The sequence below is a fragment of the Marivita sp. NO-S04 genome (assembly GCF_059070475.1).
Genome location: NZ_CM180980.1, coordinates 3,166,248 through 3,191,705, shown reverse-complemented (window position 1 = coordinate 3,191,705; position 25,458 = coordinate 3,166,248). Strand labels below are relative to the sequence as shown.

Sequence of the window (25,458 nt, the reverse complement as noted above, 5' to 3'; positions counted from 1 at the left end):
AAGGCTTTTTCTGCCATGACCACCCATTTCGACGACTTGGAAACCCGAAGTGCGGACGAACGCCGCGCCGCGCAAGAGACGTCCTTTCTGCAACAGGTGACGCGCGCGATGTCCGCGGAAAACTCCTGTCTTGTGGCTGATGGCCCAGTGTCGTCGCTGGACGACATCACCAAACTGCCGGTCCTGCGGAAATCGCAGCTGGTGGCATGGCAAAAAGAAAACCCACCGTTCGGGGGGATGGCGATCAGCAACATGGCGCATGTGTTCCAGTCGCCCGGCCCGATCTACGAACCCGGCGGGGTGAGCCACGATTGGTGGCGCATGGGGCGCTTCTTGCATGCGTTGGGCATTGGCACGGGTGACATTGTTCAGAACTGTTTTGGCTATCACCTGACACCTGCCGGGATGATCTTCGAAAGTGGCGCGCGAGCCGTGGGGGCTGCAGTTTTGCCTGCGGGCACGGGCCAGACAGAGCTTCAGGCGCAAGCGGCGCACGACATCGGCATCACGGCCTATGCCGGAACGCCTGACTATCTCAAGATCATCCTCGAGAAGGCTGACGAGATGGGTTTGTCGCTCAAGATCACGCGTGCTGCTGTTGGCGGTGGGGCGCTGTTCCCGTCGTTGCGGGCTTGGTACGCTGACCGTGGCATCACGTGCCGTCAGTGTTATGCAACCGCCGATCTGGGCAACATCGCGTATGAATCCGAAGCCGAAGAGGGCATGATCCTTGACGAAGGCGTCATCGTGGAAATCGTCACGCCCGGCACAGGGGATCCGGTGCCAGAGGGCGAGGTCGGAGAAGTTGTGGTGACCACGCTCAACCCCGATTACCCGTTGATCCGGTTCGCCACCGGAGATCTGAGCGCGATGATGCCGGGGCAAAGCCCATGCGGCCGCACCAATGCCCGCATCAAGGGTTGGATGGGCCGCGCAGATCAGACCACCAAGATCAAGGGCATGTTCGTGCGCCCGGAACAAGTGGCAGCCCTTGTCGCAAAACATGCCGAGATCGACCGCGCCCGTGTTGTGGCCAGCCGCGACGGCGAGATGGATGTGATGACGGTACGCATCGAAACTGCGGCGCAGGACTCGACGGCGTTTGAACCCAGCATCGTGGAAACCCTCAAGCTTAAGGGCCGGGTTGAACTGGTGCCTCCCGGGGCTCTTCCCCGCGACGGATTGGTGATCGAGGACGCGCGCAGCTACGACTGATCCGGCAGGACGGGGGATATGCCCCGGAAAATATGTGCCGCTATTGGATAACTTTTGGCTTTCGTGCGTTAGTCTTCTGACACGGACGGAGGACCACCCATGAAACGACTCGCGTTTTCGCTTTCTGCAACCCTTGCCCTGACGACATCGGTCTGGGCCGACAACAGTGATCTCTTGATCATCGGCAACAGCGACCCGGGCATGTTTCAACGCCTTACGGGAACCGCAGACTTTGAGAGTATCGAAACCGCGTTCGAGGATCGCGGTGCAGAGGTGAGTCTGTCCACACGTGCCGATGGCGACGCCATGCGCGATGCGTTTCGGGGCTTTGCCAATGGTCTGGACGCCACCACCAGCGATATTGGCGTTTTGCTGACCGGGCGGTTCGTGTCTACCATCGCGGGCACCTATCTCTTGCCCGATGGCATGGCTGCGCCGACCTTGGCCGAAGTCCTCACTGATGGGTTTCCTCTCGACACAGTCTACGCCGTGGCTGCGGAATACCCGGGGCAAGCCCTGATCGTCTTGGGCGAGGTAGACGGCGAGGGTGACGTTGCTGATGGCCTGTCAGCGACCGTGCCGCTAAACGACATCCCCCAAGGGGTGACAGTCGCGATTGGTCCGGTAGGCGATGCGGCGCGTTTTGTCAGCCGTCTGTCCATGGCCACCGGAGGGGACGTTTTGCCCTTGGCCCGCGCTGAGGGCCTCAGCCTGACGGGGTTCGTGCCCCGCACGCTGCCACTGTTCGTTGGCACCGATGTCACGCTGCCGCAGATCACACCTGACGTTCCAAACGACCGCAGCGTAGAGGATGCAACTGCGTGGGACCGGGCGGTCGCGGCAGACACAGAGGCGGGCTACGATACGTACCTTGCCGCGTTTCCCGAAGGTCGTTTTGCGAGCGAAGCCCGTCAGCGCTTGGCCACCATCCGCTCAGAGCCGTTTTACCGCGAAAAGCAGGTCGAAGCTGACCTTGCACTATCCCGAGATGCACGGCGCGAAATCCAGCGGGATTTATCACTCTTGGGGTACAACACGCGGGGAATTGATGGAATATTTGGCCGTGGCACCCGTGGAGCCGTGACAGCTTGGCAGACCGCAAACGGTCTTACTGCGTCGGGTTATCTGGGTGCAGACCAAATCGCCCGACTGGATGCTCAGGCTGAACGGCGTGCGGCAGAACTCGAGGAAGAGGCGCGTCAGCGTCAGGCACAGTTGGAACGGCAGGACCGGACATTTTGGTCCGAAACCGGCGCGCAGGGCGACGAGGCTGGCTTCCGCGCCTATCTGAAGCGGTTCCCGGACGGGATATACGCAGAAGACGCGCAAGACCGGCTGGAAGCCATCGAAGACCAGCGTCGCGCCCAAGCCGAGGGCGAAGACCGACGTCGTTGGCAGATCGCACGTGAGACTGACACAGAGGCAGGCTATCGGGCCTATCTGGCGGAACGTCCGAATGGGCGTTGTTGCATTACCCCGGCCTGAGGCGTGACGTCCCCTTACCCCGCTGACGTTATGCCACGCGGACGATCTCGGCGGTGCCGAGGGCGTTGAAGCGGTTCATGAGGGCGATGCGGATGTGGATTTCGGCGGTCTGTCGGTCGGGGTCTCTTGCCATGATACGCTCGCCGAAGGATTTCAGGCAGCGCATCTTCGCCTCGATCCGGTTGCGGGCGTGGTATCCGGTCCAGCGTTTCCAGAACGCCCGCCCGTAGTATCGCGTCGCGCGCAGGGTGTCGTTGCGGGCGCGTGCAGCCGGGCAGTCTTCTTTCCAGAGACGTCCGTTCTTTCGGATCGGGATGATCGGAACGGCGTCGCGTTCGATGATGGCCTTGTGGCAGCGGCGTGTGTCGTAGGCGCCGTCGGCGGTGACCGTGCCTATCTGCTCACCTGCCGGGATCTGGCCGAGCAGGTCGGGCAGCACGGGGCTGTCGCCGTCGCGGCTGGGGGTGAACTCGACTGCCCGGATGTCCGAGGTGGTGGTGTCCATGGCCAGATGGACTTTGCGCCATTGGCGTCGGCCTTGCACCCCGTGCTTGCGGGCCTGCCATTCGCCATCGCCGAGGAACTTGATCCCGGTGCTGTCGACCAGCAGGTTCAGCGGGCCGTCCGCACGGCGATACGGGACCTGGACGGCCAAGGTCTTTTGCCTGCGGCACAGCGTGGAAAAGTCCGGCACGGGCCAGTCCAGGCCGGCCAGTCGCAGCAGGCTGGCCACCATTCCGGCGGTCTGGCGCAACGGCAACTTGAACAGGACTTTGATCGATAAGCAGAACTGTATGGCCGCATCGGAAAACACCGCCGGACGTCCGGGTCGACTGTCACGCGGCGCGCGCCAGGTCATGTCCTTGTCGACCCAGATGAGCAGAGCCCCCCGCTTCCTGAGTGACGCGTTGTAGCTGGACCAGTTCGTCGTGCGATAGCGGGCGGGAGATGGCTTGCTCATGCACCGCGTCTAACGCCATGGATTCGCGAAGTGAATCCTTCGTCGTCAGACTTTTGCAACAATGCCGTGTTGGTCGCAAAACTGGTTTGGTGGGGCGAGTCAGTCAGACTGCGGCACTGTCTCTGGCGCGTCTTTGTCCCAATTCAAAACAGTGGGATGCTGTTTGCGCGCCTTGGCAATTTCTTTGATCTGGTTGGTGACATCTAAAGGTGACGGGATTGATCGCCGTACGTTTTCGGGAAGGTATCCCAAGGTGATGAGCCGATCGTAGGTTTCGTCAAAATCAACAACGGCATAGCTTTCTAGATTTGTTCTTGGTTGCCCGGCAGGCACCCAATGATCCTTCGCGGTGTCGATGATATCGAGGTCCACACCAACGAAACCTGAGTACTGCTCCCCAAATTCGCTTGCGATCTTGTCGATCCCGGATCGCCGCGAAAGGACGGCAATGCGACAATCGTTGTCTATGACGAAGGGTGGCAGATGAAGCGCAGAGCCTTCAACAGCCACAATGCGCTTGGCTGATGCATAGGTGGCAAGCTGATCTTCGAGAGAGTGCTTTTCCGGAGCAAAAATCTGGTATCCGGCGTTCCTGAACGTGTTTTCCAGTGCGGTTTCCCCAAGTATGCCACCCTTGCGGCCACTGAGTTTTGTGCGCGTGACATAAATGGATGTGTTGGCCTTTGGGGGCTTTGCCTTGCGATAGTGCGCATTGCGGCGCCTGGCAAAGTCCTGAAACCAGCTAGAGCCCCGAAATCGCTCTGAAAGGCCCAGCCCGTTTTCACCCAAAACAAGTTTGTCGACTTGCGTCGGCTGCCGGATGATTTCGATCTTTTCATCCACCCCCAAAGCTTTGAGCCAGCGCCCCGAGTGATCATCAAGCAGTCGAATGTTGCGCAGGGTTTCATTCGGGTTTGCGTGGTACGGCATGAAAAGAACACCGTCGATTGGTTCTTCAACCGCATCCAACGTCCAGAGCGGACCCAAACATTCCACTAGGAAATGCCCAAAGTGAACGCGAACAAAGCCACCAAAGACGTAGGTCCCGGTTTTTTTGGCCAAATCCAAGTTGGTGACATTGAAGTCTTCAGCAGGCGCAAGATCCGCGATATCCATATCGTGGTAGAGAATGCGGTGTGTCTCAGGGCAGTAGACTTGGCGCTTGAGGCCGGAGTCGATGTTTCCCGGAAGCAGAACGGCGTTCAGGCTTACGGCCAGCTTGCCCTTAAAGCCGCGCGCGGTGTCTTCGCTGGTCGCGCTTTTCATATGAGGCGGTCTAAATGTGAATGGGCACGTGCAAGGGTCATTTGGGCGTCTGTTTCTTCGATCTGGTGACGGGCTGGTATTTTGGTTGGATAGCGTTGTGGCAGTAGATGGAAAGTAAGCTAGTCTTTCTGGCGCTTCCGAAGTTTCATCCGTTAACCGTTCAAGGTCGGAGTTCAGACGTTCTAGCCCCCTTGAAGTGGTCTGGGGTGCAACAATGCTGTCCTTGGCAAAGTTCGGATATTCGAAAGGATCGTCTTTCGCGTAGTCAAAACAGTATTTGCGATATCGGACACCCGACACATCTGCGAGGTGCCAAAAGTCTGGCCAGCGCTCTCGCAGGGATTGAAGGGTTCCGATTTCGATCCAGGTGGCGCTTTCCTTGGCAAAAAGCAAATGTGTGAAACCCGCGCCGTGAAACCCGACGACAGTATCTGCGCCAGACACAATTTTGATCTGCTCAAGCGGCGAATGGTCTTCAAGCACGAATGGTGTGAAACCATGGCGGAACAGCATGTCTTTGAATGCGCTTTGCCCGTCAGCCTGACGGTTTCGAGCGCTGTCGCCGCGTTCAATAAAGAGCTTCCTAGGCGTGGTGATATCAACGTCTGCGCAGCGTTCCAGCGCTGTGCGTCGCAGACTTGCGTATGCGTCCGAGGTGATATTCGCCCGATGCGTACGGACAAGATTCGCAATAGGATTGTAGCCTTTGACAATGCCTTTGCCTGGTAAAGCGTCGTTAATGCCTGGCATGGCAGCGCGAGCATGACCCGACATTGCATAAAGGTTGGTGTCGTAAGAAGTGATAACCGTGTCGAAACTCACATCGGCTTTCACAATCCGCACACGCGCATAATGGTACGGAAAGAGTGCTGCGATGAACCGTTCGACAAAGTTGCTTATCGGCTCGTTGGGGGCCGAGATCACAATCTTACCGGCGTATTCGGGGCCCAGCGTGTCGATGGTAGAAAACTGCCTGAGCACATCATCGACAAAATGATAGAAGTTGAAGCCGTTCTTCAGAATAATGGGGAACGGCGTGGTCAAATCAGCTTTGGATAAGTCCCCTTGCAGTGGCAGCTGAAACGGCCCGTCATCCCCGATCATCCAGTCCGTGACGTCATGTTTTTTGGCCCGGTAGTGTTCATTGACGCGCATGTACCGGTTCAAAAAGCGGATACCATAAGCCTGATTAAGAACGACCTTGTTCTTGATCAACAGACGCCCATTGGCAGCTTTTGCATCCTGCAATCGTACCGCGAGCGTTTGAGACAGCAGCGACTTATTGAAACGAACATGATCGGTCAAATGCCGGACCTGTTTCGCGATCGCGCAACTGACCTCTTCGCTTTCTGATTGCCCCACGATTTCAAGTTGCGCGCCCCGAATTTCGGAAAACTGTGCAGAACCCTTGGTGAGGGCGATCATTTTCGAACTCAAGCTTGGAGCGAAAAACAAGTCTCTCGGATCTGAAGTTACCTTGAGTCTCAACGACTGCGTTGCCTCATGCCGATGTTGTTTCGGGTTGCCGTTCCAGTGGTATCGTCAGAACGCTTTGATTTCGAGGCCTTTTCGATATCGCAGCCTTTTGAAGAGGCCTGATGTTTCACATCCGCGTTGACGGCGGCGACGATTTGATGAAGCCGGAGTCAGATCGTTACACAAACAAAAAAGCCGTCCCAAAGGACGGCTTTTTCGCAATAACTGCGGTTTCCGCTTAGCCCTGACGGGCTTTGAACCGGCGCTGCGTCTTGTTGATCACATAGACGCGGCCCTTGCGGCGCACAACGCGGCAGTCGCGATGGCGGTTCTTCAGCGAACGAAGCGAGTTCTTGACCTTCATCGGGTCTCTCCTCTTATCGCGGCGCGCGAGCGCCTTGGTGGTTGCGGGTGCCCCGAGCCGAAGCCCGAGACGGCGAATTCAATGGTGGGCGATACAAGGTTCGAACTTGTGACCCCTTCGATGTCAACGAAGTGCTCTACCACTGAGCTAATCGCCCTTTGACCCGGTTCGATTCACGTGCCCCAAATAAAAGGGGCGCGTGAAGCCGCGCCGGTGGATCGGTCTATAAAAGGAGTCGTAGCGGGGATCAAGGGCTTTGGTCACAGAAAAAATCAGTCTATGTATGGCAGATAGGGAGAGCATATGCCCAAAGTCGCGTACCACCTCGTTCAGCCGGAAGCGCACACCTCAAGGGTGGTGTTTGCGTCGCCTCATTCCGGCCGCGACTACAGTTGGAATTTCCTTCGTCACACCGTTTTGGATGAGGTAACGATCCGGTCGTCTGAGGACGCTTTTGTTGATCGCCTGTTCGACTGCGCCCCGCAATTCGGTGCTGTGTTCATCAAGGCAGGAGCACCTCGTGCCTACATAGACCTGAACCGATCTGCCGAAGAACTCGACCCCGCTCTGATCGAAGGTGTGCGGCGCCAGACCCACAATCCGCGCGTTGCTTCGGGCCTTGGCGTTGTGCCCCGCGTCGTGGCAAATGGCCGCCCGATCTACCAAGGTAAATTGCCGCTGGCCGAGGCGGAACGCCGTATCGCGCAATTCTGGCACCCATATCACGACCAGTTGCGTAAGTTGATGCAGCAGGCACATGCCCGCTTTGGAGAGGCGATTCTGGTCGACTGCCATTCCATGCCGCACGAAGCGCTGGACGGTGTTGCAAAATCCACAGCTCGGCGTCCGCAGATTGTGCTGGGCGACAGGTTCGGAGCCTCTGCCAGCCAGACGGTCGTTGATCAGATCGAAGCGGCGTTCACCGATGCCGGTCTGATCGTGGCGCGCAATACGCCCTTTGCAGGGGCCTATATCACACAGGCCTATGGTCGCCCATCGCGCCAGCAACACGCGGTTCAGATCGAAATCGACCGGTCGATCTACATGGATGAGCGTACGATCCGGCCCAATGCGAATTTCCACAATTTCCGCAAACTCCTTCGCAGTGTCATTGCTGAAATCGCAGCCACCGGTCAGGCCAAGGACATGCCTCTTGCGGCCGAATAGGCTTTAGGCAAACAGACCCGAAAGCGCGGTTTTTAGCGCATCTGTGTTCGGGATGATCAACCGCACCGGAACCGTCAACACCTTCATCCGATAGCTTTGTGGCAGGCGCACTGCGTCTTTTTCCGTCGTCACCAATTGTGCGCGGGCCGACTGTGCGTCTTTCTCAAGCCGTGCCAACAGTGACGATGTCAGAGGTTGGTGGTCTTCAAGCGCTCGGGTTTCCACCAGATCGGCCCCAAGTTCGCGCAGGGTGAGAAAGAATTTCTCAGGGTGGCCTATCCCGGCAAAGGCCAGACAGCGCAGTCCTTCCCAGTCCATCCCGGTCTGCAAGGGCATCAAATGCCCGGTCAGATGTGGCAGGGGGATCTGCGACTGCCATGTTTCTGAAAAACGCTGCTGTGCCTCGTGAGCCCCGATCGACAAGACCAGATCGGCTCGCGTCATTGCGGCAGATACAGGTTCGCGCAAGGGCCCCGCCGGAATGCAGCGCCCATTGCCGAACCCACGCGCTGCATCCACCACGATCAGCGACAGGTCCTTGTAAAGGCTTGGGTTTTGCAGCCCGTCATCCAGAATGACCACCTCTGCTCCTGCCGCCTCGGCAGCCAATGCCCCTTGTGCCCGGTCCTTGGACACCCAGGCAGGGCCGAACGCTGCCAGTAAGAGCGGCTCATCCCCTACGTGCTGAGACGTATGGCGGCGCGGATCGACCTGCACGGGGCCGTCCAGCGATCCGCCATAACCGCGCGACACGACATGCGCGGTCTTGCCCATATCCGACAGCATCTGCATCAGCGCGATCACCGTTGGTGTCTTGCCTGTTCCGCCCGCATTGACATTGCCGACACAAATCACCGGTATCCCGACACGGGTCGGCGTGCTCCGCCGCAAGCGCCGCGCGGTCGCCATGCCGTAAAGCGCACCCACCGGGGCCAGCAGCCGTGGCCACAAACCGGGCTGGTCAGGGGACGTATCCCAGAACGCGGGTGGCCTCACCTTGCCCCCTCCAACGCATCAAGCCATTCGCTCACCTGAGCGAGGACTAGATCGGCTGTTTCGGCCCCGGCGGACACCACGTTCCATCCCGCATGGGCCATCGCTGCCGCACGGTCTGGTGCAATCAGGTGCGACACCGCCGCACTAAGCGATTCCATGTCCTTGACGATCCGCGCCGCGCCTGCAGCGACCAAACGAGAATAGGATTCAAGGTGGCGTCCGACATTCGGACCATACAGGATCGCTGAGCCCAACGCTGCGGCCATCATCGGGGACTGCCCGCCTGTTTTCCCCGCCAGCGATCCGCCAAGGAAGCACAAGGGCGCAAGCCGATACCATAGGCCCAACTCGCTGTCGTCGCCCGCAAGAAGAACCTGCGTGTTCTCGTCAGGCATATCGCCGTTCTCCCATCGCGCAAGCCTCAGGCCGATTTCCTGGCATTGCTCGGCAAAGAAGGGTTCATCCTCTGCATCCGCAGGAACCACGACCAACAAGAGGCGATGCGCTAGGCGGGCCGCCCGCCGATGTGCGCGCAGAATGGCATCTGCCTCGTCGCGTTGTACATGTGCGCCCAACCAAACCGGTCGGCCTGCGAGAAGTGCAGTAAGCTCCTCGTGCAGGCCGTCATGGCTCGACAAGGGAAAGACCTCTGGTTCCAGCGGCGACGCGACTTCGATCCGGTCATCCGGCACACCTAGCCGTCGCATTCGGATCGCGGCTTTCTTGTCTTGTGCCAGGATGGTGTGAAACAGGCTCAGCGCACCCGCAGACGCATCGGGAAGAAACCGCTTTGACGGCTGACGCCAAGGCGCGTCGGCAACGTCGGTCAAGAGCAGGTGCGCCCCTGACACGGCCGCCTCGTGGATCAGCGCGGGGCGCAGACCATTGCCCGCCCAGACAAGAATATTCGGTCGCCAGTGATCCAGAAACCGATGAACGTCGCTCAATGTCTCGGCTGGTGGGGGGCTGACATTGTGGCCCTCTATCGAAAGCCCCTCGGCTGGAATCGAATCGCAGGTCAGAAGCAGGGAAAAATCCTCGCGTTGCAGCCGAAGCCGCTTGACCAGGGTCAGCAAGGTTTCAAGCCGGGTGCGCGTGTCGCTGTGCAGCCATAGGACAGCGCCGGTTGGGCGTGCGGGCCATTGCGCAGCTTCGGCGGTCAGACGATCCGACCCCCGCGCCAGCGCCAGATAGGCTGTCAGACTGAACGGCCTGCGCGCCAAATGGTCAGTCCTGTGCCTCGGGCGCTTGCGTGCTTGCGTCCATCAATTGCTGCAAATCCCCAAGGAAATAGCGCATATGCGCGTTGTCCACGGTGCGCTGCGCTTCGGTTTTCCACGCGTCATAGGCGGATTTTCGATCCGCAAAAATCCCGACAACATGGATGGTCTCGGGGTCTTTGAACACGTTTTCCGACGGCGTCACCAGTTCTCCGCCAAAGACGATGTGAAGATGCTGGGCCATGGGGCGATCCTTCCTTGCTGCGGTGCGGCCAACGTAAGGGGCCGCTTGGTCGGGTCAAGACGATTAGGGCAAACTCTGCGCGATCAGGCCCTTGATGGCGCGGGCATGCTCGGCGGTTGCGCCGCAGACATCCTCGGTCAGAGCTTTGGCGCGGTCGATCAACGCGTCAGGCTCTGTGATCTCGTCAATGAGTCCCCAAGTCAGCGCGCTGTCGGTCGCGATTTTCTGTCCTGCCATCAGGATCATCTTTGCACGCGACGGCCCGACCAGCGCAGACAGGCGGGCAGGGTCCGATGGTTGCGGCAGAAAGCCCAGCTTCATCACCGGGTAGAACACCTTGGTGCCCGGCACCGCGATGCGCAGGTCACAGGCCAGAACCATGCCCATCGCACCTCCGGCAACCGTGCCGTTCAAAGCCGAAATAGTCAGGCCCGGATGTCGTGCGATGGCACCAGACAGCCGTTCCCATAAAGGGCTGAGCGCGAGCCCCGCCTTGGCTGCCTCAAGGTCGGCGCCGGCGGAAAACACCTTGCCGACACCGGTCAGAATGACAGCCCGAGCGCTGCGTGCCTCTTCGACGCCGACACACAGCGCCTCCAGCATCTCGCCAGTCAGCGAATTAGCCTTGTCCGGGCGGTTGATCGTCAGGACACACAGCGTGCCGTCATTCTGAACCTCGATCATAGCAGGCCCACCTTCTTGCGAATGCCCTCATCCCGAAGCGAGATTTCTTCGCCCAGATAGGCATCCGACTCGGGTCCGCACATCCACAACAACGCCTTGGCAGGCCAATCCGCCGGGATATGATCGGACCAATCCAACTGGCTCACCGGATTGATCCCGCTTGCTTTGATCTCGCGCTGCATCTGGGTGGCAACAGTGCCCGGTGACAGACCCATCGCGCGGATGCCCTTGTCGCCCATTTCCTTGTGGAGACACATGGTCAGCATCGCCGCCCCGGCCTTGGAGGCGCAGTAGTGCGACCAAGCCTCGATGGCATTGTGGGCCGCGCCCGAACTGATGGTAAGAACCGTGCCGCCGCCAGCGGCCTCCATCACCGGCAGCGCCGCGCGCATGCCGTGGAAGACGCCTTTGAGGTTGATGTCGATCACCTGCCCCCAGCCTTCGGGATCCGCATCCTCCAGCCGTGCGATGGGTTCGATCACGCCCGCGTTGTTGATCAGGATATCCAGACCGCCAAACGCCGTGACACAGTTTTCAACCGCCTGCGCCACCTCCCAATAGCTGCTGATGTCACAAGGGATGGCGACTGCTTTATTGCCGATCTCACCTGCCAGATCGGCAATGCTGTCGGCCGACCGCGCCACAAGCGCAACATTTGCCCCGGCTTCGGCGAAAACCCGCGCAGCCTCGGCCCCGATGCCACGGCTTGCTCCAGTGATGAGAACGGTACGTCCGGTTAGATCAATCATGCGGCAGCCTCCCTTATGCGTTCACAGCAGTGCTACTTCGGACATGACGCGGGGTCCACCCACTTGACCCTATCTGGCAGGAGGTCGAAGCTGGGACTGGGAATTTGATTGTTTAGGATATCACCATGCGCCGTATTGCCCGTCTTTCATCTTGCTCCGTGCTGGCTTTTGCCCTGTCCGGCGGGGCCAGCTTTGCCGAAGTCACCGCCCGCCAAGTGTGGGATGGGCTCGAGGCTGCCCTGCAGGGCTTTGGCTATTCGGTCACGGCCACTGAAACCCCGACGGGCGATGGCCTTGATGTGACGGATGTCGTCATGCGGTTCGATGCGCCGGAAGACAACGCAACGGTGGAAATCAGCTTCGAGTCCATCGACTTGGTGGAAAACGGTGATGGGTCGGTCTCCATCACCTTTCCCGCCTCGATGCCGATCACGATTGATGCCGCACCCGAAGGTGAAGAAGCCGTGATGATGGTGCTGGACTACGGCAACCAAGGGCTTGAACTGGTGGTCTCGGGTGAACCCGGCAACATGACTTACACTTACAGCGCCACACAACTTTCCATCTCATTGGCCGAGCTCGAGATCGACGGCACCCCGGCGGCGCGCGAAGAGGCGCGATTCGATTTCATTCTGAATGATGTGGAGGGCACCACCGTCACCGCGACGACCACCGGGACAGAGTTCACCCAGAACGTCGAAGCAGCCTCGGCGCGCTATGATTTTGCCTTCAACGACCCCGAAAGTGATGATGCCGCCTTGGTGTCAGGGTCGATGGGCGGGCTGTTTGTGTCCAGCACGACAGTCCTGCCCGAAGGCTTTGATCCAAACGATGCGCAATCGCTCGCAGCGGGGGGCTTCGCGGTGCGTGGCACAATGGGCTACACCGCTGGCGAAATGCAATTCGCCGCAACCGAAGCTGCTGGCACGACATCCGGCACCACTCGCACCGGAACAGTCCGGCTTGAGTTCGCAATGGACTCTGATGCTTTGCGTTACGATGTGCAGGCTACCGATCAGGCATTTACCCTGTCCGGGCCGGAAATGCCCTTGCCATTAGATGTGCGCATGGCAGAAAGCGCCTTCCGCGTCACTGCACCGATTGCCAAGGCCGAAGACCCCCAAGACATGGCGTTCGGTCTGACCCTGCGTGGGTTCGAGATGTCAGACCTGCTTTGGAACGTGTTTGATCCGGGTGCCGCCTTGCCCCGTGATCCGGCCACCATCGCGATGGATATCACCGGTCAGGTCACCCCTTTCTTCAATCTCTTCGACCCCGAACAGATGGCCATGCTCGAAGCCACTGGCGGAACACCGATAGAGCTTAACGCGCTTACTTTGAACGACCTCACCATCGACGCTGCCGGGGCCAAGCTTGGCGGGTCTGGGTCGTTCACCTTTGACAATGACGACCTGCAAACCTTTGGTGGCTTCCCGCGTCCGAATGGCGAGATCAACGTCACACTGGACGGGGCCAATTCCCTTATCGACAAGCTGATCGCCATGGGTCTGCTAACCAACGAAGACGCGATGGGCGCACGCATGATGATGAGCATGTTCGCTGTACCGGGGCAGGGGCAGGACAGCCTCAAGTCCACGCTGACGATCAACGATCAGGGGCACGTTCTGGCGAACGGGATGCGGATTCAGTAACTTGCGCCAAGGGCCGCGTTTGCGTCAGCGGTTGCGCTTCGATACACGTGGCTCGTGCGGCGGTGCGTTAACCCGCCATCAGATCGGGCAGATCGCCGTTCAACCCGGCGGCTTCACGGATGAAGGTGCGCCGCGCACCGGGGATCGCGTTGAGTGCCGCCATGCCAAGGTCGCGCCCTGCGCGGAGGATGGGATTGTCGTTCGAGAACAGTCGGTTGAAGACATCCGTCGCGGTCAATAGCGTCGCTGTGTCGAACCGCCGCCATTGCTCATAGCGTGCCAGAACCAACGGGCTGGCAAAATCCTCACCACGCCGCACCGCATGGCCGATCACATGCGCCAAGGCGGCCACGTCGCGCAGCCCGGCATTCAGCCCTTGCCCAGCAATCGGGTGCATCCCATGCGCCGCATCGCCCACCAGCGCCAGACGGTCCGCAATGAACCGGTTGGCCATGGTCAGACCCAGCGGATAGGTGAACCGCGCGCCAGCCAAGGAAATCTCGCCCAGAAAATCGCCAAACCGGGGGCGCAGTACGGTCAGGTAATCTTCTTCCGGCAGCGCGTTGATCTCTTCTGCCAGCCCTTTTCGCTCGCTCCAGACAATCGACGAGCGGTTGCCTGTCAACGGCAGGATCGCCAGTGGCCCCGCAGGCATAAACAACTGATGCGCCACACCCCCATGCGGCTTTTCATGCGCAATCGCACAGACCAACGCGGTTTGGTTATAGTCCCAAGCCGTGCGCCTGATCCCAGCACGCTGTCCGGTTCCGGTCTGACGGCCATCGGCGCCGACGATCATCTGGCCGGCCAACACGTCGCCCGACGCCAAGGTGACGTTCGCGCCTGATGCGGTCACGTTCTGATCCACAACCGTTTCGCCCGACAGATGTGTGATCAGCGGTTCCGCCGCCATCGCCTCAAGCAAAGCCCGCCGGAGATACCGATCTTCGAGCATGTGGCCCATCGGCCCTTCCTCAATCTCGGCACTGTTGAAATGCAGGCCCAGAAACACCTCGGCATCACCGGCTCGGCCATCACTGACCTTGATCTCGGACATTGGTTGCGCGTTCGCCTTCAGCCCGTCCCACAGACCCAAAGCGTTCAACATCCGCACCGACGCCAGCGCCAGCGCATAAGACCGCCCGTCAAAATTGTCGCTGCGTCGCGTGCCTTCGGGGCGCGCGTCGATCACGGTGCTGGACAGCCCGGCTTTGGCGGCAGCAAGGGCAAGCGTCGGACCGTTCAGCCCGCCGCCGACGATTAGGATATCGCTGGATGTGTTCATGGGCTGAAATATGGAAGCGCAGCCGGGATTGTCCATGCGCTTCTCTGCCGCTACCGTCGCGGCAAACCACAGTCCAAGGGATGATCACATGAGCGAATGGCAGGCCATGACAGCCGCCGATCTGGGGCGCGGCATCGACAAGGGCGAGATTGATCCGGTCGAACTGACCCAGTTCTTTCTGGATGCGATCGACGCAAACGAATACCGTGAGCGCATTTATGCGCGCCTGACCCAAGATCGCGCCATGGCCGAGGCGACAGCCGCACAAGAGCGCGCGCGGCTCAAACTGCGTCGGTCTCCGCTTGATGGCGTGCCGATCAGCTGGAAAGACCTGTTCGACACCGCTGGTGTGGCAACCGAGTCGGGCTCGCAGCTCCTCAAGGGCCGGACACCTGACACAGACGCCGAAGTGTTGCAGAACGCGACCCATCAGGGGTTGGTCTGCCTTGGCAAGACGCACCAGACCGAACTGGCCTTTTCGGGGCTGGGGGTAAACCCCAAGACGGCGACACCACCCAACATCCACGACCCCGACGCAGCACCCGGCGGGTCCTCGTCCGGTGCGGCTGCATCGGTGGCCTACGGGCTCGCACCTGCGGGCATCGGATCGGATACCGGCGGGTCCGTGCGAATCCCGTCGGCATGGAACGACCTTGTAGGCCTCAAGACCACCTCTGGCGTGCTCAGCCTCAAGGGTGCGGTTCCTCTTGCGGCAAAGTTCGACACGGTCGGCCCGCTTTGCAAAACGGTCGAGGATGCTGCGCTTCTGTTTGCCGCCATGAAGGGGGACAAACCAATCGACCTTGAGATGACATCGCTCAAGGGCGTGCGTCTTGCTGTCCTGACCACAACCGCATTCGCCGACATTCGAGACGCCCCGCGCACAGCGTTTGAAAAGGCGGTCCAGACCCTGAAAGAGGCAGGCGCCGACATCGTCGAGATCGCCATTCCCGAAGTGGCCGAGGCGATGGCGCTGTCTGGCGTGCTGTTCGGGTGTGAAGCTTACGGAACATGGAAAGACGCAATCGAAGCCAACCCTGAGCTGATGTATGAGCCGGTGCGCACCCGCTTCCGGTCCGGCAAGGACTATTCTGGTGCTGAATACGTTGCCGCCTGGCACAAGCTCGACGCTCTGCGCGCAGCTTATCTTGAGGCAACCGCCAGCTTCGACGCTGTGCTCTGTGCAACCAGCCCGATCACGCCGCCCAACGTGCCGCGCCTGTTGTCCGACGTCGATTTCTTTACCACCGAGAACCTGCTCACGCTGCGAAACACCCGTATCGGCAACCTGATGGGGCTGTGTGTGCTCACGCTTCCAACCGGCGTCCCGTCTTGCGGTGTATCCTTGATGGCGGCACCGCGCGAAGAGCGGCGGCTGTTGCGGCTGGGTCTCGCCGCGGAAGCGGCGCTGGCCTGAAATTTGGCCTGAAAGCCACAACCGACTGATCTGTGCGCTCTTTTTCTGGACGCACAGGCCCTTGCTATGTAATTTGGCTCCAAAGAGGGCGCGAACGACCCTCAATCTGAGGCAGTATTGGCATGTTTCCCGAGCGGTTTTCGAACCTTCCGGCTTATGCGTTCCCGCGTCTGCGCGCCCTTTTGGACGTGCACGAGCCGGGTGGGCCAGTCGTACACATGACGATCGGAGAGCCGAAACACGCGTTTCCGGCGTGGATTTCTGACATTCTTGCTCAGAACCTGGCCGGTTTTAACAAATATCCCCCGAACGAAGGCACGCCCGAACTGCGCGCCGCAATCCGCGATTGGGTGCAGCGCCGTTACGGTGTCGCGCTGGATGCGGACACGCAGATCATGGCGCTCAACGGAACGCGCGAGGGGCTGTATAACGTCGGGATGGCGTTGTGCCCCGAGACCAAGAACGGTGCGAAACCGGCCGTCCTAATGCCAAACCCGTTTTATCAGGTCTACCTGATCTCGGCGATTTCCGTCGCAGCCGATCCGGTCTTCGTGAACGCGACCGACGAGACCGGCCATCTTCCTGATTTCGACGGTCTGCCCGAAGACGTGTTGAACCGCACCGCGCTGGCCTATATTTGCTCGCCCGCCAACCCGCAGGGCACAGTGGCGGATCGCGATTATTGGGAACGGCTGATCACGCTGGCGGAAAAGCACGATTTCCAGATCCTCGCAGACGAATGCTATTCCGAGATCTACCGCGACACGCCCCCCGTAGGAGCGCTTCAGGTCGCCCAAGAGATGGGTGCCGATCCCGAGCGCGTGTTGATCTTCCACTCGCTGTCCAAACGCTCGAACCTGCCGGGGCTGCGGTCCGGGTTTGTGGCTGGTGGTCTGGAATTGATCAAACGCATCCAGCAATTGCGCAATTATTCCGGTGCGCCGCTGCCCTTGCCGCTACAGGCGGTGGCCGAGGCCGTCTGGTCAGACGAGGCGCATGTCGAGGAAAATCGCGCGCTTTACACTGAGAAATACGCGCTTGCTGATCGTATCTTTGGCAATGTGCCGGGCTACAGATCCCCACAGGCGGGGTTCTTCCTCTGGCTTCCGGTAGAAGACGGCGAAACCGCAGCGCTCAAGCTCTGGAAAGAAACTGGTGTCCGGGTGCTGCCCGGCGCGTATCTGTCGCAAGACACCGAAGCCGGAAATCCCGGCAAGCACTATATCCGGGTCGCCATGGTGGCCCCAAGAGAAGAAACCGAACGCGGCCTGACGCAGATCAGGGACTGCCTTTACGGCGGTGAAGACCAATAAAGAGGCGAACGATGGCATATCAGGCGCGGGGGCGTGACCCCCTCTTTGACAGCAACATGCAGGCTGCGCTCGAAAAGCGTGGCAAAGAGCTTGGTGGCTTTGTGCTTATGGCATTGGGGGCAATGGCCGCCGCGATGATCTATTCGTACTCGCCACAAGACCCAAGCTGGCTGTCCGCCACAGATGCGCCGGTCCAGAACTGGCTTGGCCAAGCGGGCGCTTCTATCGCGGCACCATTGTTCATGATTGTCGGCTGGGCTAGCTGGGGTCTGGCGCTGGTTCTTCTGGTCTGGGGTGCACGACTCGCGCTGCACCGGGGGGAAGAACGGGCGCTGTCCTGCCTGATCTTCGCACCGATCTGGGTGGCCTTGGCCGCTGTCTATGCCGCCGCTGTGCCTGAAAGTACGGCCTGGACCCACAGTTTCGGGCTGGGCGGTTTGTTCGGTGATATGATGATGGGATCGATCCTGACGATCCTGCCGCTGGGAACGACCTTCGCGCTTAAACTGATGATGCTGTTTCTCGGTGGCGTTGTGATCGTAATGGGCACGTTTGTGCTTGGTTTCACCAAGATTGAACTGATGCGGCTTGCGCGGTTCCTGTTGGTGGGCGTCATCATGGTTTACGCAACGATGCTGTCGCTGATGGGCAAAGGCGCATCCGGTGCTTTGGTCGCCGCACGCCAGATGCAGGCGAAAAATGCAGAGCGTCGTGCCATCCGTGCCCAGGAAGAGGCCGAGGCCGCCGAATGGGCCGCCGCACAGGAGGCCGTCAAAGCGGAACCGCGCGTGACCCGTGTCGCACCCAAAGCACCGCCTGCGATCTACGCCGAAGACAGCCTGATTGACGATCCTTACCCGGCACCAGTAGCGCCTCAAAAAACGGGTTTCCTGTCCAAAATGCCGTCTCTCATGCGGCGTGCCGATCCCGAACCGGAATTGGTCGAAATCTACCCGCACGGCGAATTGCCCGAAACGTTGCCGGGCGATGACCGCGTCCGCGCCAAGATCGCAGACGCCATCAAATCCCGCGTGCGTCAGAACCCTGCCATGACTTCTGCCGTGGCTGCCCCCTTGACCAAGGGCCGCGGGCGTGGCCCCGATCCGCTGATCTTCAAACCATCCGCTGGCTTGCCCCCGGAACCTCCGGTGACCGCTCGCGCTGCAGCCCCTCTGCGTGCCGAACCGCCGGTGACCGCGCCCAAAGTGGCGGCATATCAGCCGCAGCCTGAGATTTCGCCCTATGACGATGAGTCGGAAAACATTTTTGACCATATGACTGACTGGGACGATTACGGCGACGAAACTCAGGCTTACGCGGCAGTGCCGCCTGCACCTGTACCGCAGCCCGAAGCGCGCAAGGTCGTCCAGCAACCGCAGCGCAAGCCGCTCCAGCCCTCCAAACGCGCGCAGGAAGAAGCCCAGCCGCGACTGCAATTCGAAGACAAGCAGGTCGAATACGATCTGCCGCCACTTGGCCTGCTCATGGACCCGGCCAATATCGAACGCCATCACCTCAGCGACGAAGCGCTAGAAGAAAACGCACGTATGCTCGAGGCGGTGCTGGACGATTACGGTGTGAAGGGCGAAATCGTCAGCGTCCGCCCCGGCCCCGTGGTCACGATGTACGAACTCGAACCCGCGCCGGGCCTCAAAGCGTCCCGCGTAATCGGCCTCGCCGACGACATCGCGCGTTCCATGTCCGCACTGTCTGCCCGTGTCTCCACTGTGCCGGGCCGCAGCGTGATTGGCATCGAACTCCCGAACGAAAAGCGCGAGATGGTGTCCTTCCGCGAAATCCTCTCGACCCGCGACTACGGCGACGGCACACAAAAGCTGCCGCTTGCCTTGGGCAAGGACATCGGCGGCGACCCGGTGGTCGCCAACCTCGCCAAGATGCCCCACCTGCTGATCGCGGGCACCACCGGGTCGGGTAAATCGGTCGCCATCAACACCATGATCCTGTCGCTGCTTTACAAGCTGACCCCGCAGGATCTGCGTCTTGTGATGATCGACCCCAAGATGCTCGAACTTTCCGTCTATGACGGCATCCCGCACCTGCTCAGCCCCGTTGTGACCGACCCGAAAAAAGCGGTTGTCGCGCTGAAATGGGTCGTGGGCGAGATGGAAGACCGCTATCGCAAGATGTCCAAGATGGGCGTCCGCAACATCGACGGCTACAACAGCCGCGTCGCTGACGCGCTCTCGAAGAACGAAATGTTCGAACGCACAGTCCAGACTGGCTTTGACGATGACACGGGCGAGCCGATCTTCGAGACCGAGGAAATCCAGCCCGTAAAAATGCCCTATATCGTCGTCATCGTCGACGAGATGGCCGACCTGATGATGGTCGCGGGCAAAGAGATCGAAGCCTGCATTCAACGTCTGGCCCAGATGGCCCGTGCGTCCGGTATTCACCTCATCATGGCGACGCAGCGCCCATCGGTTGACGTGATCACCGGTACGATCAAGGCGAACTTCCCCACCCGTATCAGTTTTCAGGTTACGTCGAAAATCGACAGCCGCACCATCCTTGGTGAAATGGGCGCGGAACAACTGTTGGGGCAGGGCGACATGCTTTACATGGCGGGCGGGTCCAAGATCATCCGCTGCCACGGCCCCTTTGTGTCCGACGAAGAGGTCGAGGAAATCGTGACCCACCTCAAGGCGTTCGGCCCGCCCGAATATGTTGGTGGCGTTGTGCAAGGCCCGGATGATGAAAAGGCCGACAACATCGATGCGGTGCTGGGCCTCAACACTGGCGGCAACACCGATGGCGAAGACGCGCTTTACGATCAGGCCGTTGCCATCGTCATCCGCGACCGCAAATGCTCGACATCCTACATCCAGCGCAAACTGGCCATCGGCTACAACAAGGCCGCACGTTTGGTCGAGCAGATGGAGGAAGAAGGTGTGGTCAGCTCTGCCAATCACGTCGGCAAACGCGAGATTCTGGTGCCCGAACAGTAAAGACCTGCCGATCCAGTCACAAAAACGGGCGCTGCTATCGCATAGCAGCGCCCGTTTCGCCATATAGAGGGAAAGTGTTTCGAGCAGACAGGACCACAGACCCGATGCGATACCGTTTTCTTGCCGTCATGGCAGCCCTGACATGGATGTGGGCGATGCCCGCAGCGGCCCAGCAACTCTCGCTGAACACGCTGTCCAACTACCTCAACCAGCTCACCAGCGCAGAGGCGAGCTTTACCCAGATCAACGCCGACGGCACGATCTCGACAGGCACGCTCTACATGCGCCGCCCCGGCAAAGTCCGGTTCGAATACAACCCGCCGGAACAGGCGCTGGTGATGGCGAACAATGGCGCGGTGGTGGTGTTCGACCGCAAGCTGGGTGGAGAGCCGGAAACCTATCCGCTCAACCGCACACCTTTGGGGCTGATCCTTGCGCGGAACGTCGATCTCGGCCGCGCCAATATGGTTGTTGCCCACGGGTATGATGGCACGGCCACCACGGTCACGGCGCAAGACCCCGAGAACCCGGAATACGGCAGCATCCAGCTCAAGTTTACCGACAATCCGGTCGAACTGCGCCAATGGGTCATCACCGATGACGGCGGCGGCCAGACCACGGTTGTTCTTGGCGCATGGGAGCGCAAGCAATTGGCCAACCGCCTGTTCAATATCGAACAGGAACGCACAGCGAACCGCTAACGCATCCTACGGGGATGTCCGGACTGCGACCTAGGCGGCCGTGGCATCCTCTGACAACACCTGCACATCGGTCACCAGAATGATCTCGCACCCACCGACGATAGACCCGTCATCCCGCCGTGTGGACGACCGCCACGGCGAGATTCCGTCGCCAGTGACGGTCACCAGATAGCCCCGCAGCCTGACCCGCGCCCCAACCTCGATCGCCATCAGCGCAGCGTTCACCTGCGGGTTGGCTGGGATGAGGTGGTTGTTGGTAACCTGATCCTTCCATGCCTTGGGCAAGTCGGCGTCCGGCGCGTTCGAAAACCAGATCATCCTGTGCCCGGTACCGAACGCGATGTCATCTGTGCCTCCGGGCGCAGCAAGATCGCCCCAGACGATGCCAAGGTCCAACGGGGAAACGGCGCTCGTCGGGTCATGGCGAAACGTGCGGCGCGTCACCACACGCCCTTCGATCACGTAGCTGACCAACAGTTTTGCCTCGAACCCGGCACTCAGGACGACCCGTTGGCCCGACACACGGGTCTGCGCCGGAGACCCGTCGGACGCCGCTGTCAGAGGTAAGGCTGGAAGCTGCGACAGCTCCACAGCGGTCGCAAGATCAGGGAACGGCGCATGTTTGTCTGCGCTCAAACCAAAGACCCACGCCGCCATGACAATGGCAAAAACAGCGATCTTGGTGCCTTCATCGAACATCCCGGCTAAGGTCCTTTGCACGTTGCACTACCGACCAAGTGTACCTGTGCAAAATGGCAGGAATGGGCCGCCTTGGTGAAGGCCGCGCGACACGCCGGTTTCTCAGCACGACCTCACCACGCGCCGCGATGCGTCGACGTATCGCACGTTTGCGTTGACGCAAACGCAGCCCAGCACCAATGCTGCGCAGATGCACCGTCGACAGATCCTCACCCTTGCCGCCGCCGCGCTGCTCACGCCAAATGATATCGCGGCACGTATCGCGCACGCGCCGACAGGCTATCTGCGCACCAACTGGAGCCGCGATCCCTTCAGTCTGGGGTCTTATTCTTACATCGCGCGCGCAGCCTCCCGCGACGACACCCGCGCTCTGGCCCGACCCATCGACAACCGCCTGTTTTTTGCCGGAGAAGCCACCCATCCCGACTACAACAGCACGGTCCATGCGGCCTATGAAACTGGTCTGGCTGTGGCCGAGACTGTCCGCATCACTGGCGCGAAATCGCTTGCCATCATCGGAGCGGGGATCAGTGGCCTGACTGCGATGCGCCGACTTGCAGCGGCTGGAATAGACGTCACCCTTTTCGAGGCGCGCAACCGCATCGGTGGGCGCATCTGGACAGACACCACTTTGGGCCAGCCGCTTGATCTTGGGGCAAGCTGGCTGCACGGCGACGAAGGCAACCCGCTTGTCGGGCTTGCGGCCGAGCGGGGGATGCAAAGCGTCCCAACAGAGGATGACTACGTTCTGCGCGGTGCAGGGGGTCGCAGGCTGCGCGACCGCGACCTGCCGGATTGGTTCGAAGATGTTGTAACAATCCAGCAGGATTACGGGGCTGGCACGTCTGACATCAACTGGACCGCCTACCAGAACGACCTCGATTACGACGGTGCGGACCGGCTCTTTCCAAGGGGCTATTCGCAGATCCTTGGACAGTTGGACACCGATCTGGACATCCGCCTTGGCACCGAGGTGCGGCGTGTCGCTCTGACGGACAAAGGTGTGCAGCTTGGCTCGGCCGACGACGAGCTGGGCCGCTTCGACGCTGTCATCGTCACCGTACCGCTGGGCGTTCTGAAGGCGCAACGCATCGACTTTTTGCCCGCTTTGCCCAAAGACAAGGAGACTGCGATCCACCGTAACCACGCCATTGATACCGCAGCTTACGCGGCTTGACTGTTCTTCACGGATGCGATCGGCGCCCAGTTCCAAGGCAGCAATTCATCAAGCCGGTTGATCTTGTGATCGTGGATGCGGTCGAGGATGTCAGCAAGATAGGCCAGCGGGTCAAGACCGTTCAGCTTGGCCGTTTCAATGACCGTCATCGCGCGCGCGAGGGTTTCCGCGCCGGTATCTGCGCCCGCGAAGAGCCAGTTTTTACGTCCTATTCCAATCGGGCGCAGGGCGCGTTCGGCCGGATTGTTGTCGATGGCCACACGCCCGTCGTTCAGGAACAGGCTGAAGGCCTCCTTCCGCGCGAGGCCATAGCGGAACGCCTTGGCTAGATCGCTTTTGCCGGGGATGCGCAGAAGCTGCTGTTCAGACCAAGCAAAGAAAGCCTCGACCTTGGGCTTGGTAAGTTTTTGACGTGCCGCATAGCGGACGTTGGCGGGCTGACCGTTGATATCGCGCTCGATGTCGTAGAATTTTCCGATCCGGTCGAGCGCCTCGCGAGCGATCTCGGATTTGGTTGAGGTCCAAAAGTCATGGAAGTCGCGCCGCAGATGCGCCCAACAGGCGGCCTCCCGCAAACGGGCTGTGCCGTCAGGCTCTGGCGCGTAAAGCTTGGCATACCCTTTGTAGCCGTCGGCCTGAAGAATGCCCTGCGCTGCGGACAGATGACTGAGGACGTGCTCTTCCTTCCAGTCTGGCGCAAAGCGATAGACAGCACCCGGTGGTGATGCCCCGGCCCAGGGTCGCTGATCACGCACATAGGCCCAGATCCGGCCCTGCTTGACACCCTTGCCAAGCCCTCTGTTGCGCATGCTGCGATCAAGCACCCGGATGGGGGTGTCGTCCGCATGCAGCAGGTCGCTGGCCATGATGTCCGCCTCGATCCGTACAATGAGCGGCTGTAAGGTCTTCATGGCTCGCCCGCACCAGCCAACAAGCGTGCTTTCGGGAATGTCTGCTCCCATGCGGGCGAAGATCTCGTGCTGGCGATATAACGGAAGGTGGTCGTCGAACTTCGAGACCAGCACATGGGCCAGCAAGTTCGGCCCTGCAATACTGCCGGGGATCGGACGGCTGGGTGCTGGTTCCTGCACCATCCGCTCACACCGGCGGCAGGATTTCTTGATCCGGGCAATCTGGATCACCTTCATCTGAGCGGCGATCATGTCCAGCAGTTCGCTGACATCCTCACCCACCACACGCAGATCGCCGCCACAGTCGGGGCAGCAGGCACCGGGGTCCAGTTCACGGCGTTCGCGCGGGGTCGCATCCGAGACACGTGGCTTGCGGCGCAAAGTGGGCGCATCGGCAGCTTCCGCTGATGGCTCATCCGGCCCTTCGTCGATTGGCGCTTCATCGTCTTCGGCCACGGCAACCAGCAGGTCTTCAAGCGCCAGTTCCAGCTGTTCGATCTCGCGCTCAATCTTTTCCGAGGATTTGCTGAAGGCCAGTTTCTGAAGCTTGGCGATCCGTAGGCGCAGGGCTTGCACCAGCTGGTCGTGAACCCGTAGCGTGGCCGATATCTTGGCGTTCTCTGCCGCGATCCGCAGGTTTTCAGCCTGTAGAGCAGCGATCATAGCGCGCAATTCAGCGGGATCATCAGGCAGGTTTTCAGCAGGTTCAGACATGCGCTTGACTACCAAAAAACAGGCTCAAGCGCCATATAAATAACGATAATTCGTGCGCAGAATTACCCCACGCGCGCTGGCGGAGCGCCCCAATCCGGACGTCTCCAGTCGATCCCCTCCCACAGCATCGCGAGCTGTGCTGATGTTAGCCGCATCGACCCATCCGCAGCATTCGGCCAGGGGAAGCGGCCACGCTCCAAGACTTTGTAGTAGAGACAAAACCCCTGGCCATCCCAGAACAGAAGCTTGATACGATCCCCGCGTCGCCCACGAAACGCAAATACCGCACCATTGGCTGGTTTCTGACGCAACACATCCTGCGCCAAAGCGGCCAGCCCCGCGATTCCCTTTCGCATATCCGTGACACCACACGCCAGATACACACGCACACCAGTGCCGGGACCGATCATGCGGCGTCCACCGCGCGGATCAGCACCGACAGTGCAGTCGGATCAATCGTGCTTTCAAAATGTAAACTACGGCCGCCACGCAAACGCAATTCAACCGCAACCGGTGGCGACGTTTCAGCGGCCGTATCCTGCGCTGTCGGCACTCCAGCCGCCACTGGCATATCCAAAGGGTAGAAAAGCGCCCCGGCCTCCGGCGACCACAGACCCTTCTTCTTCAGGTCGTGCCGCCAAGCGTAAATCTGCTGCCGCGTCACTTCATGGCGCTGCGCCACCTGCGTCACCGTTGTGCCACCAACCCCGACCGACATGATGATCTCGAGCTTGTCCTCATCACGCCAGAAGCGCCGCCGCTCCATCCCAAGAATTTCACCACGCATCAGGGA

Annotated in this window: 22 protein-coding genes and 1 tRNA gene; 9 read left to right on the top strand and 14 right to left on the bottom strand. The window is 60.3% G+C overall.

All coding sequences use genetic code 11. The features are described 5' to 3' along the window. Positions 1-15: 15 nt before the first annotated feature. Complete coding sequence (locus ACK3EW_RS16305; RefSeq protein ID WP_439118316.1) at positions 16-1,215, top strand: phenylacetate--CoA ligase family protein; 1,200 nt, start codon at positions 16-18, stop codon at positions 1,213-1,215. 99 nt (positions 1,216-1,314) lie between these two features. Next, the gene (locus ACK3EW_RS16300; RefSeq protein WP_493807003.1) at positions 1,315-2,700 is read left to right on the top strand and encodes a peptidoglycan-binding protein; all 1,386 of its coding nucleotides are present in this window, start codon (positions 1,315-1,317) and stop codon (positions 2,698-2,700) included. 28 nt (positions 2,701-2,728) lie between these two features. On the opposite strand, the gene ACK3EW_RS16295 is transcribed toward ACK3EW_RS16300, so the two are convergent. The 4 genes from ACK3EW_RS16295 to ACK3EW_RS16280 all read right to left on the bottom strand — a co-directional run bounded on the left by ACK3EW_RS16295 (position 2,729) and on the right by ACK3EW_RS16280 (position 6,924). After that, on the bottom strand, positions 2,729-3,661 hold the full coding sequence (locus tag ACK3EW_RS16295) for an IS5 family transposase (RefSeq protein WP_493807002.1): 933 nt from the start codon (positions 3,659-3,661) through the stop codon (positions 2,729-2,731). A 99-nt stretch (positions 3,662-3,760) separates the two neighbouring features. Beyond that, positions 3,761-6,352: a glycosyltransferase 61 family protein gene (locus ACK3EW_RS16290; protein ID WP_493807001.1), complete on the bottom strand. Its 2,592-nt coding sequence runs from the start codon at positions 6,350-6,352 to the stop codon at positions 3,761-3,763. A gap of 289 nt (positions 6,353-6,641) precedes the next feature. Continuing rightward, positions 6,642-6,767 (bottom strand): type B 50S ribosomal protein L36, encoded by a 126-nt coding sequence (gene ykgO / locus ACK3EW_RS16285; protein WP_008562923.1) that lies wholly within the window; start codon positions 6,765-6,767, stop codon positions 6,642-6,644. 82 nt (positions 6,768-6,849) lie between these two features. Further along, a tRNA-Val gene (locus tag ACK3EW_RS16280) sits at positions 6,850-6,924 on the bottom strand. Positions 6,925-7,070: 146 nt separating this feature from the next. Between ACK3EW_RS16280 and ACK3EW_RS16275 the strand changes: the two genes are divergently transcribed. Beyond that, the gene (locus ACK3EW_RS16275) at positions 7,071-7,934 is read left to right on the top strand and encodes an N-formylglutamate amidohydrolase (RefSeq protein WP_493807000.1); all 864 of its coding nucleotides are present in this window, start codon (positions 7,071-7,073) and stop codon (positions 7,932-7,934) included. Positions 7,935-7,937: 3 nt separating this feature from the next. On the opposite strand, the gene lpxK is transcribed toward ACK3EW_RS16275, so the two are convergent. The 5 genes from lpxK to ACK3EW_RS16250 all read right to left on the bottom strand — a co-directional run bounded on the left by lpxK (position 7,938) and on the right by ACK3EW_RS16250 (position 11,827). After that, positions 7,938-8,930 carry a tetraacyldisaccharide 4'-kinase gene (gene lpxK, locus ACK3EW_RS16270; protein ID WP_493806999.1) on the bottom strand — a complete coding sequence of 331 codons (993 nt, stop codon included), beginning with the start codon at positions 8,928-8,930 and terminating at the stop codon, positions 7,938-7,940. Beyond that, positions 8,927-10,153, bottom strand: a complete 1,227-nt coding sequence (locus ACK3EW_RS16265; RefSeq protein WP_493806998.1) for a 3-deoxy-D-manno-octulosonic acid transferase — start codon at positions 10,151-10,153, stop codon at positions 8,927-8,929. The genes lpxK and ACK3EW_RS16265 overlap by 4 nt, the downstream gene beginning before the upstream one ends. Positions 10,154-10,157: 4 nt before the next feature. Beyond that, positions 10,158-10,394: a DUF4170 domain-containing protein gene (locus ACK3EW_RS16260; RefSeq protein WP_493806997.1), complete on the bottom strand. Its 237-nt coding sequence runs from the start codon at positions 10,392-10,394 to the stop codon at positions 10,158-10,160. 63 nt (positions 10,395-10,457) lie between these two features. Beyond that, positions 10,458-11,078: an enoyl-CoA hydratase/isomerase family protein gene (locus tag ACK3EW_RS16255; RefSeq protein ID WP_439118323.1), complete on the bottom strand. Its 621-nt coding sequence runs from the start codon at positions 11,076-11,078 to the stop codon at positions 10,458-10,460. Beyond that, complete coding sequence (locus tag ACK3EW_RS16250; RefSeq protein WP_493806996.1) at positions 11,075-11,827, bottom strand: SDR family oxidoreductase; 753 nt, start codon at positions 11,825-11,827, stop codon at positions 11,075-11,077. Before ACK3EW_RS16250 ends, ACK3EW_RS16255 begins: the two co-directional genes overlap by 4 nt. A 125-nt stretch (positions 11,828-11,952) precedes the next feature. Here ACK3EW_RS16250 and ACK3EW_RS16245 point away from each other — a divergent pair, with 125 nt between their 5' ends. After that, the gene (locus tag ACK3EW_RS16245; RefSeq protein WP_493806995.1) at positions 11,953-13,479 is read left to right on the top strand and encodes a DUF2125 domain-containing protein; all 1,527 of its coding nucleotides are present in this window, start codon (positions 11,953-11,955) and stop codon (positions 13,477-13,479) included. A 67-nt stretch (positions 13,480-13,546) separates the two neighbouring features. On the opposite strand, the gene ACK3EW_RS16240 is transcribed toward ACK3EW_RS16245, so the two are convergent. After that, complete coding sequence (locus ACK3EW_RS16240) at positions 13,547-14,800, bottom strand: UbiH/UbiF/VisC/COQ6 family ubiquinone biosynthesis hydroxylase (RefSeq protein ID WP_493806994.1); 1,254 nt, start codon at positions 14,798-14,800, stop codon at positions 13,547-13,549. 52 nt (positions 14,801-14,852) lie between these two features. On the opposite strand from ACK3EW_RS16240, the gene ACK3EW_RS16235 reads away from it, so the two are divergent. The 4 genes from ACK3EW_RS16235 to ACK3EW_RS16220 all read left to right on the top strand — a co-directional run bounded on the left by ACK3EW_RS16235 (position 14,853) and on the right by ACK3EW_RS16220 (position 21,164). Then, positions 14,853-16,181, top strand: coding sequence for an amidase (locus tag ACK3EW_RS16235; RefSeq protein WP_493806993.1), 1,329 nt, complete (start codon positions 14,853-14,855; stop codon positions 16,179-16,181). A 122-nt stretch (positions 16,182-16,303) separates the two neighbouring features. After that, positions 16,304-17,494 (top strand): aminotransferase class I/II-fold pyridoxal phosphate-dependent enzyme, encoded by a 1,191-nt coding sequence (locus ACK3EW_RS16230; protein WP_493806992.1) that lies wholly within the window; start codon positions 16,304-16,306, stop codon positions 17,492-17,494. Positions 17,495-17,505: 11 nt separating this feature from the next. Further along, positions 17,506-20,463, top strand: a complete 2,958-nt coding sequence (locus tag ACK3EW_RS16225) for a DNA translocase FtsK (protein WP_493806991.1) — start codon at positions 17,506-17,508, stop codon at positions 20,461-20,463. A 104-nt stretch (positions 20,464-20,567) separates the two neighbouring features. Beyond that, a complete protein-coding gene (locus ACK3EW_RS16220) occupies positions 20,568-21,164 on the top strand; it encodes a LolA family protein (protein WP_493806990.1) in 597 nt (198 codons plus the stop codon). A 30-nt stretch (positions 21,165-21,194) separates the two neighbouring features. Here the strand turns inward: ACK3EW_RS16220 and ACK3EW_RS16215 are convergent, their stop codons facing one another. Continuing rightward, positions 21,195-21,863 (bottom strand): hypothetical protein, encoded by a 669-nt coding sequence (locus ACK3EW_RS16215; RefSeq protein WP_493806989.1) that lies wholly within the window; start codon positions 21,861-21,863, stop codon positions 21,195-21,197. A gap of 154 nt (positions 21,864-22,017) precedes the next feature. Between ACK3EW_RS16215 and ACK3EW_RS16210 the strand changes: the two genes are divergently transcribed. Further along, entirely contained in the window at positions 22,018-23,040 is a 1,023-nt protein-coding gene (locus tag ACK3EW_RS16210; RefSeq protein ID WP_493806988.1) for a flavin monoamine oxidase family protein, read from the top strand. Here ACK3EW_RS16210 and tnpC read toward each other — a convergent pair. From tnpC to tnpA, 3 genes are all read right to left on the bottom strand, one after another. Further along, positions 23,028-24,665 (bottom strand): IS66 family transposase, encoded by a 1,638-nt coding sequence (tnpC, locus tag ACK3EW_RS16205; RefSeq protein WP_493806894.1) that lies wholly within the window; start codon positions 24,663-24,665, stop codon positions 23,028-23,030. The genes ACK3EW_RS16210 and tnpC overlap by 13 nt on opposite strands. Positions 24,666-24,727: 62 nt before the next feature. Then, positions 24,728-25,075, bottom strand: coding sequence for an IS66 family insertion sequence element accessory protein TnpB (gene tnpB, locus ACK3EW_RS16200; RefSeq protein WP_037967155.1), 348 nt, complete (start codon positions 25,073-25,075; stop codon positions 24,728-24,730). Beyond that, positions 25,072-25,452: an IS66-like element accessory protein TnpA gene (gene tnpA / locus ACK3EW_RS16195; protein ID WP_493806895.1), complete on the bottom strand. Its 381-nt coding sequence runs from the start codon at positions 25,450-25,452 to the stop codon at positions 25,072-25,074. The genes tnpB and tnpA overlap by 4 nt, the downstream gene beginning before the upstream one ends. Positions 25,453-25,458 lie beyond the last annotated feature (6 nt).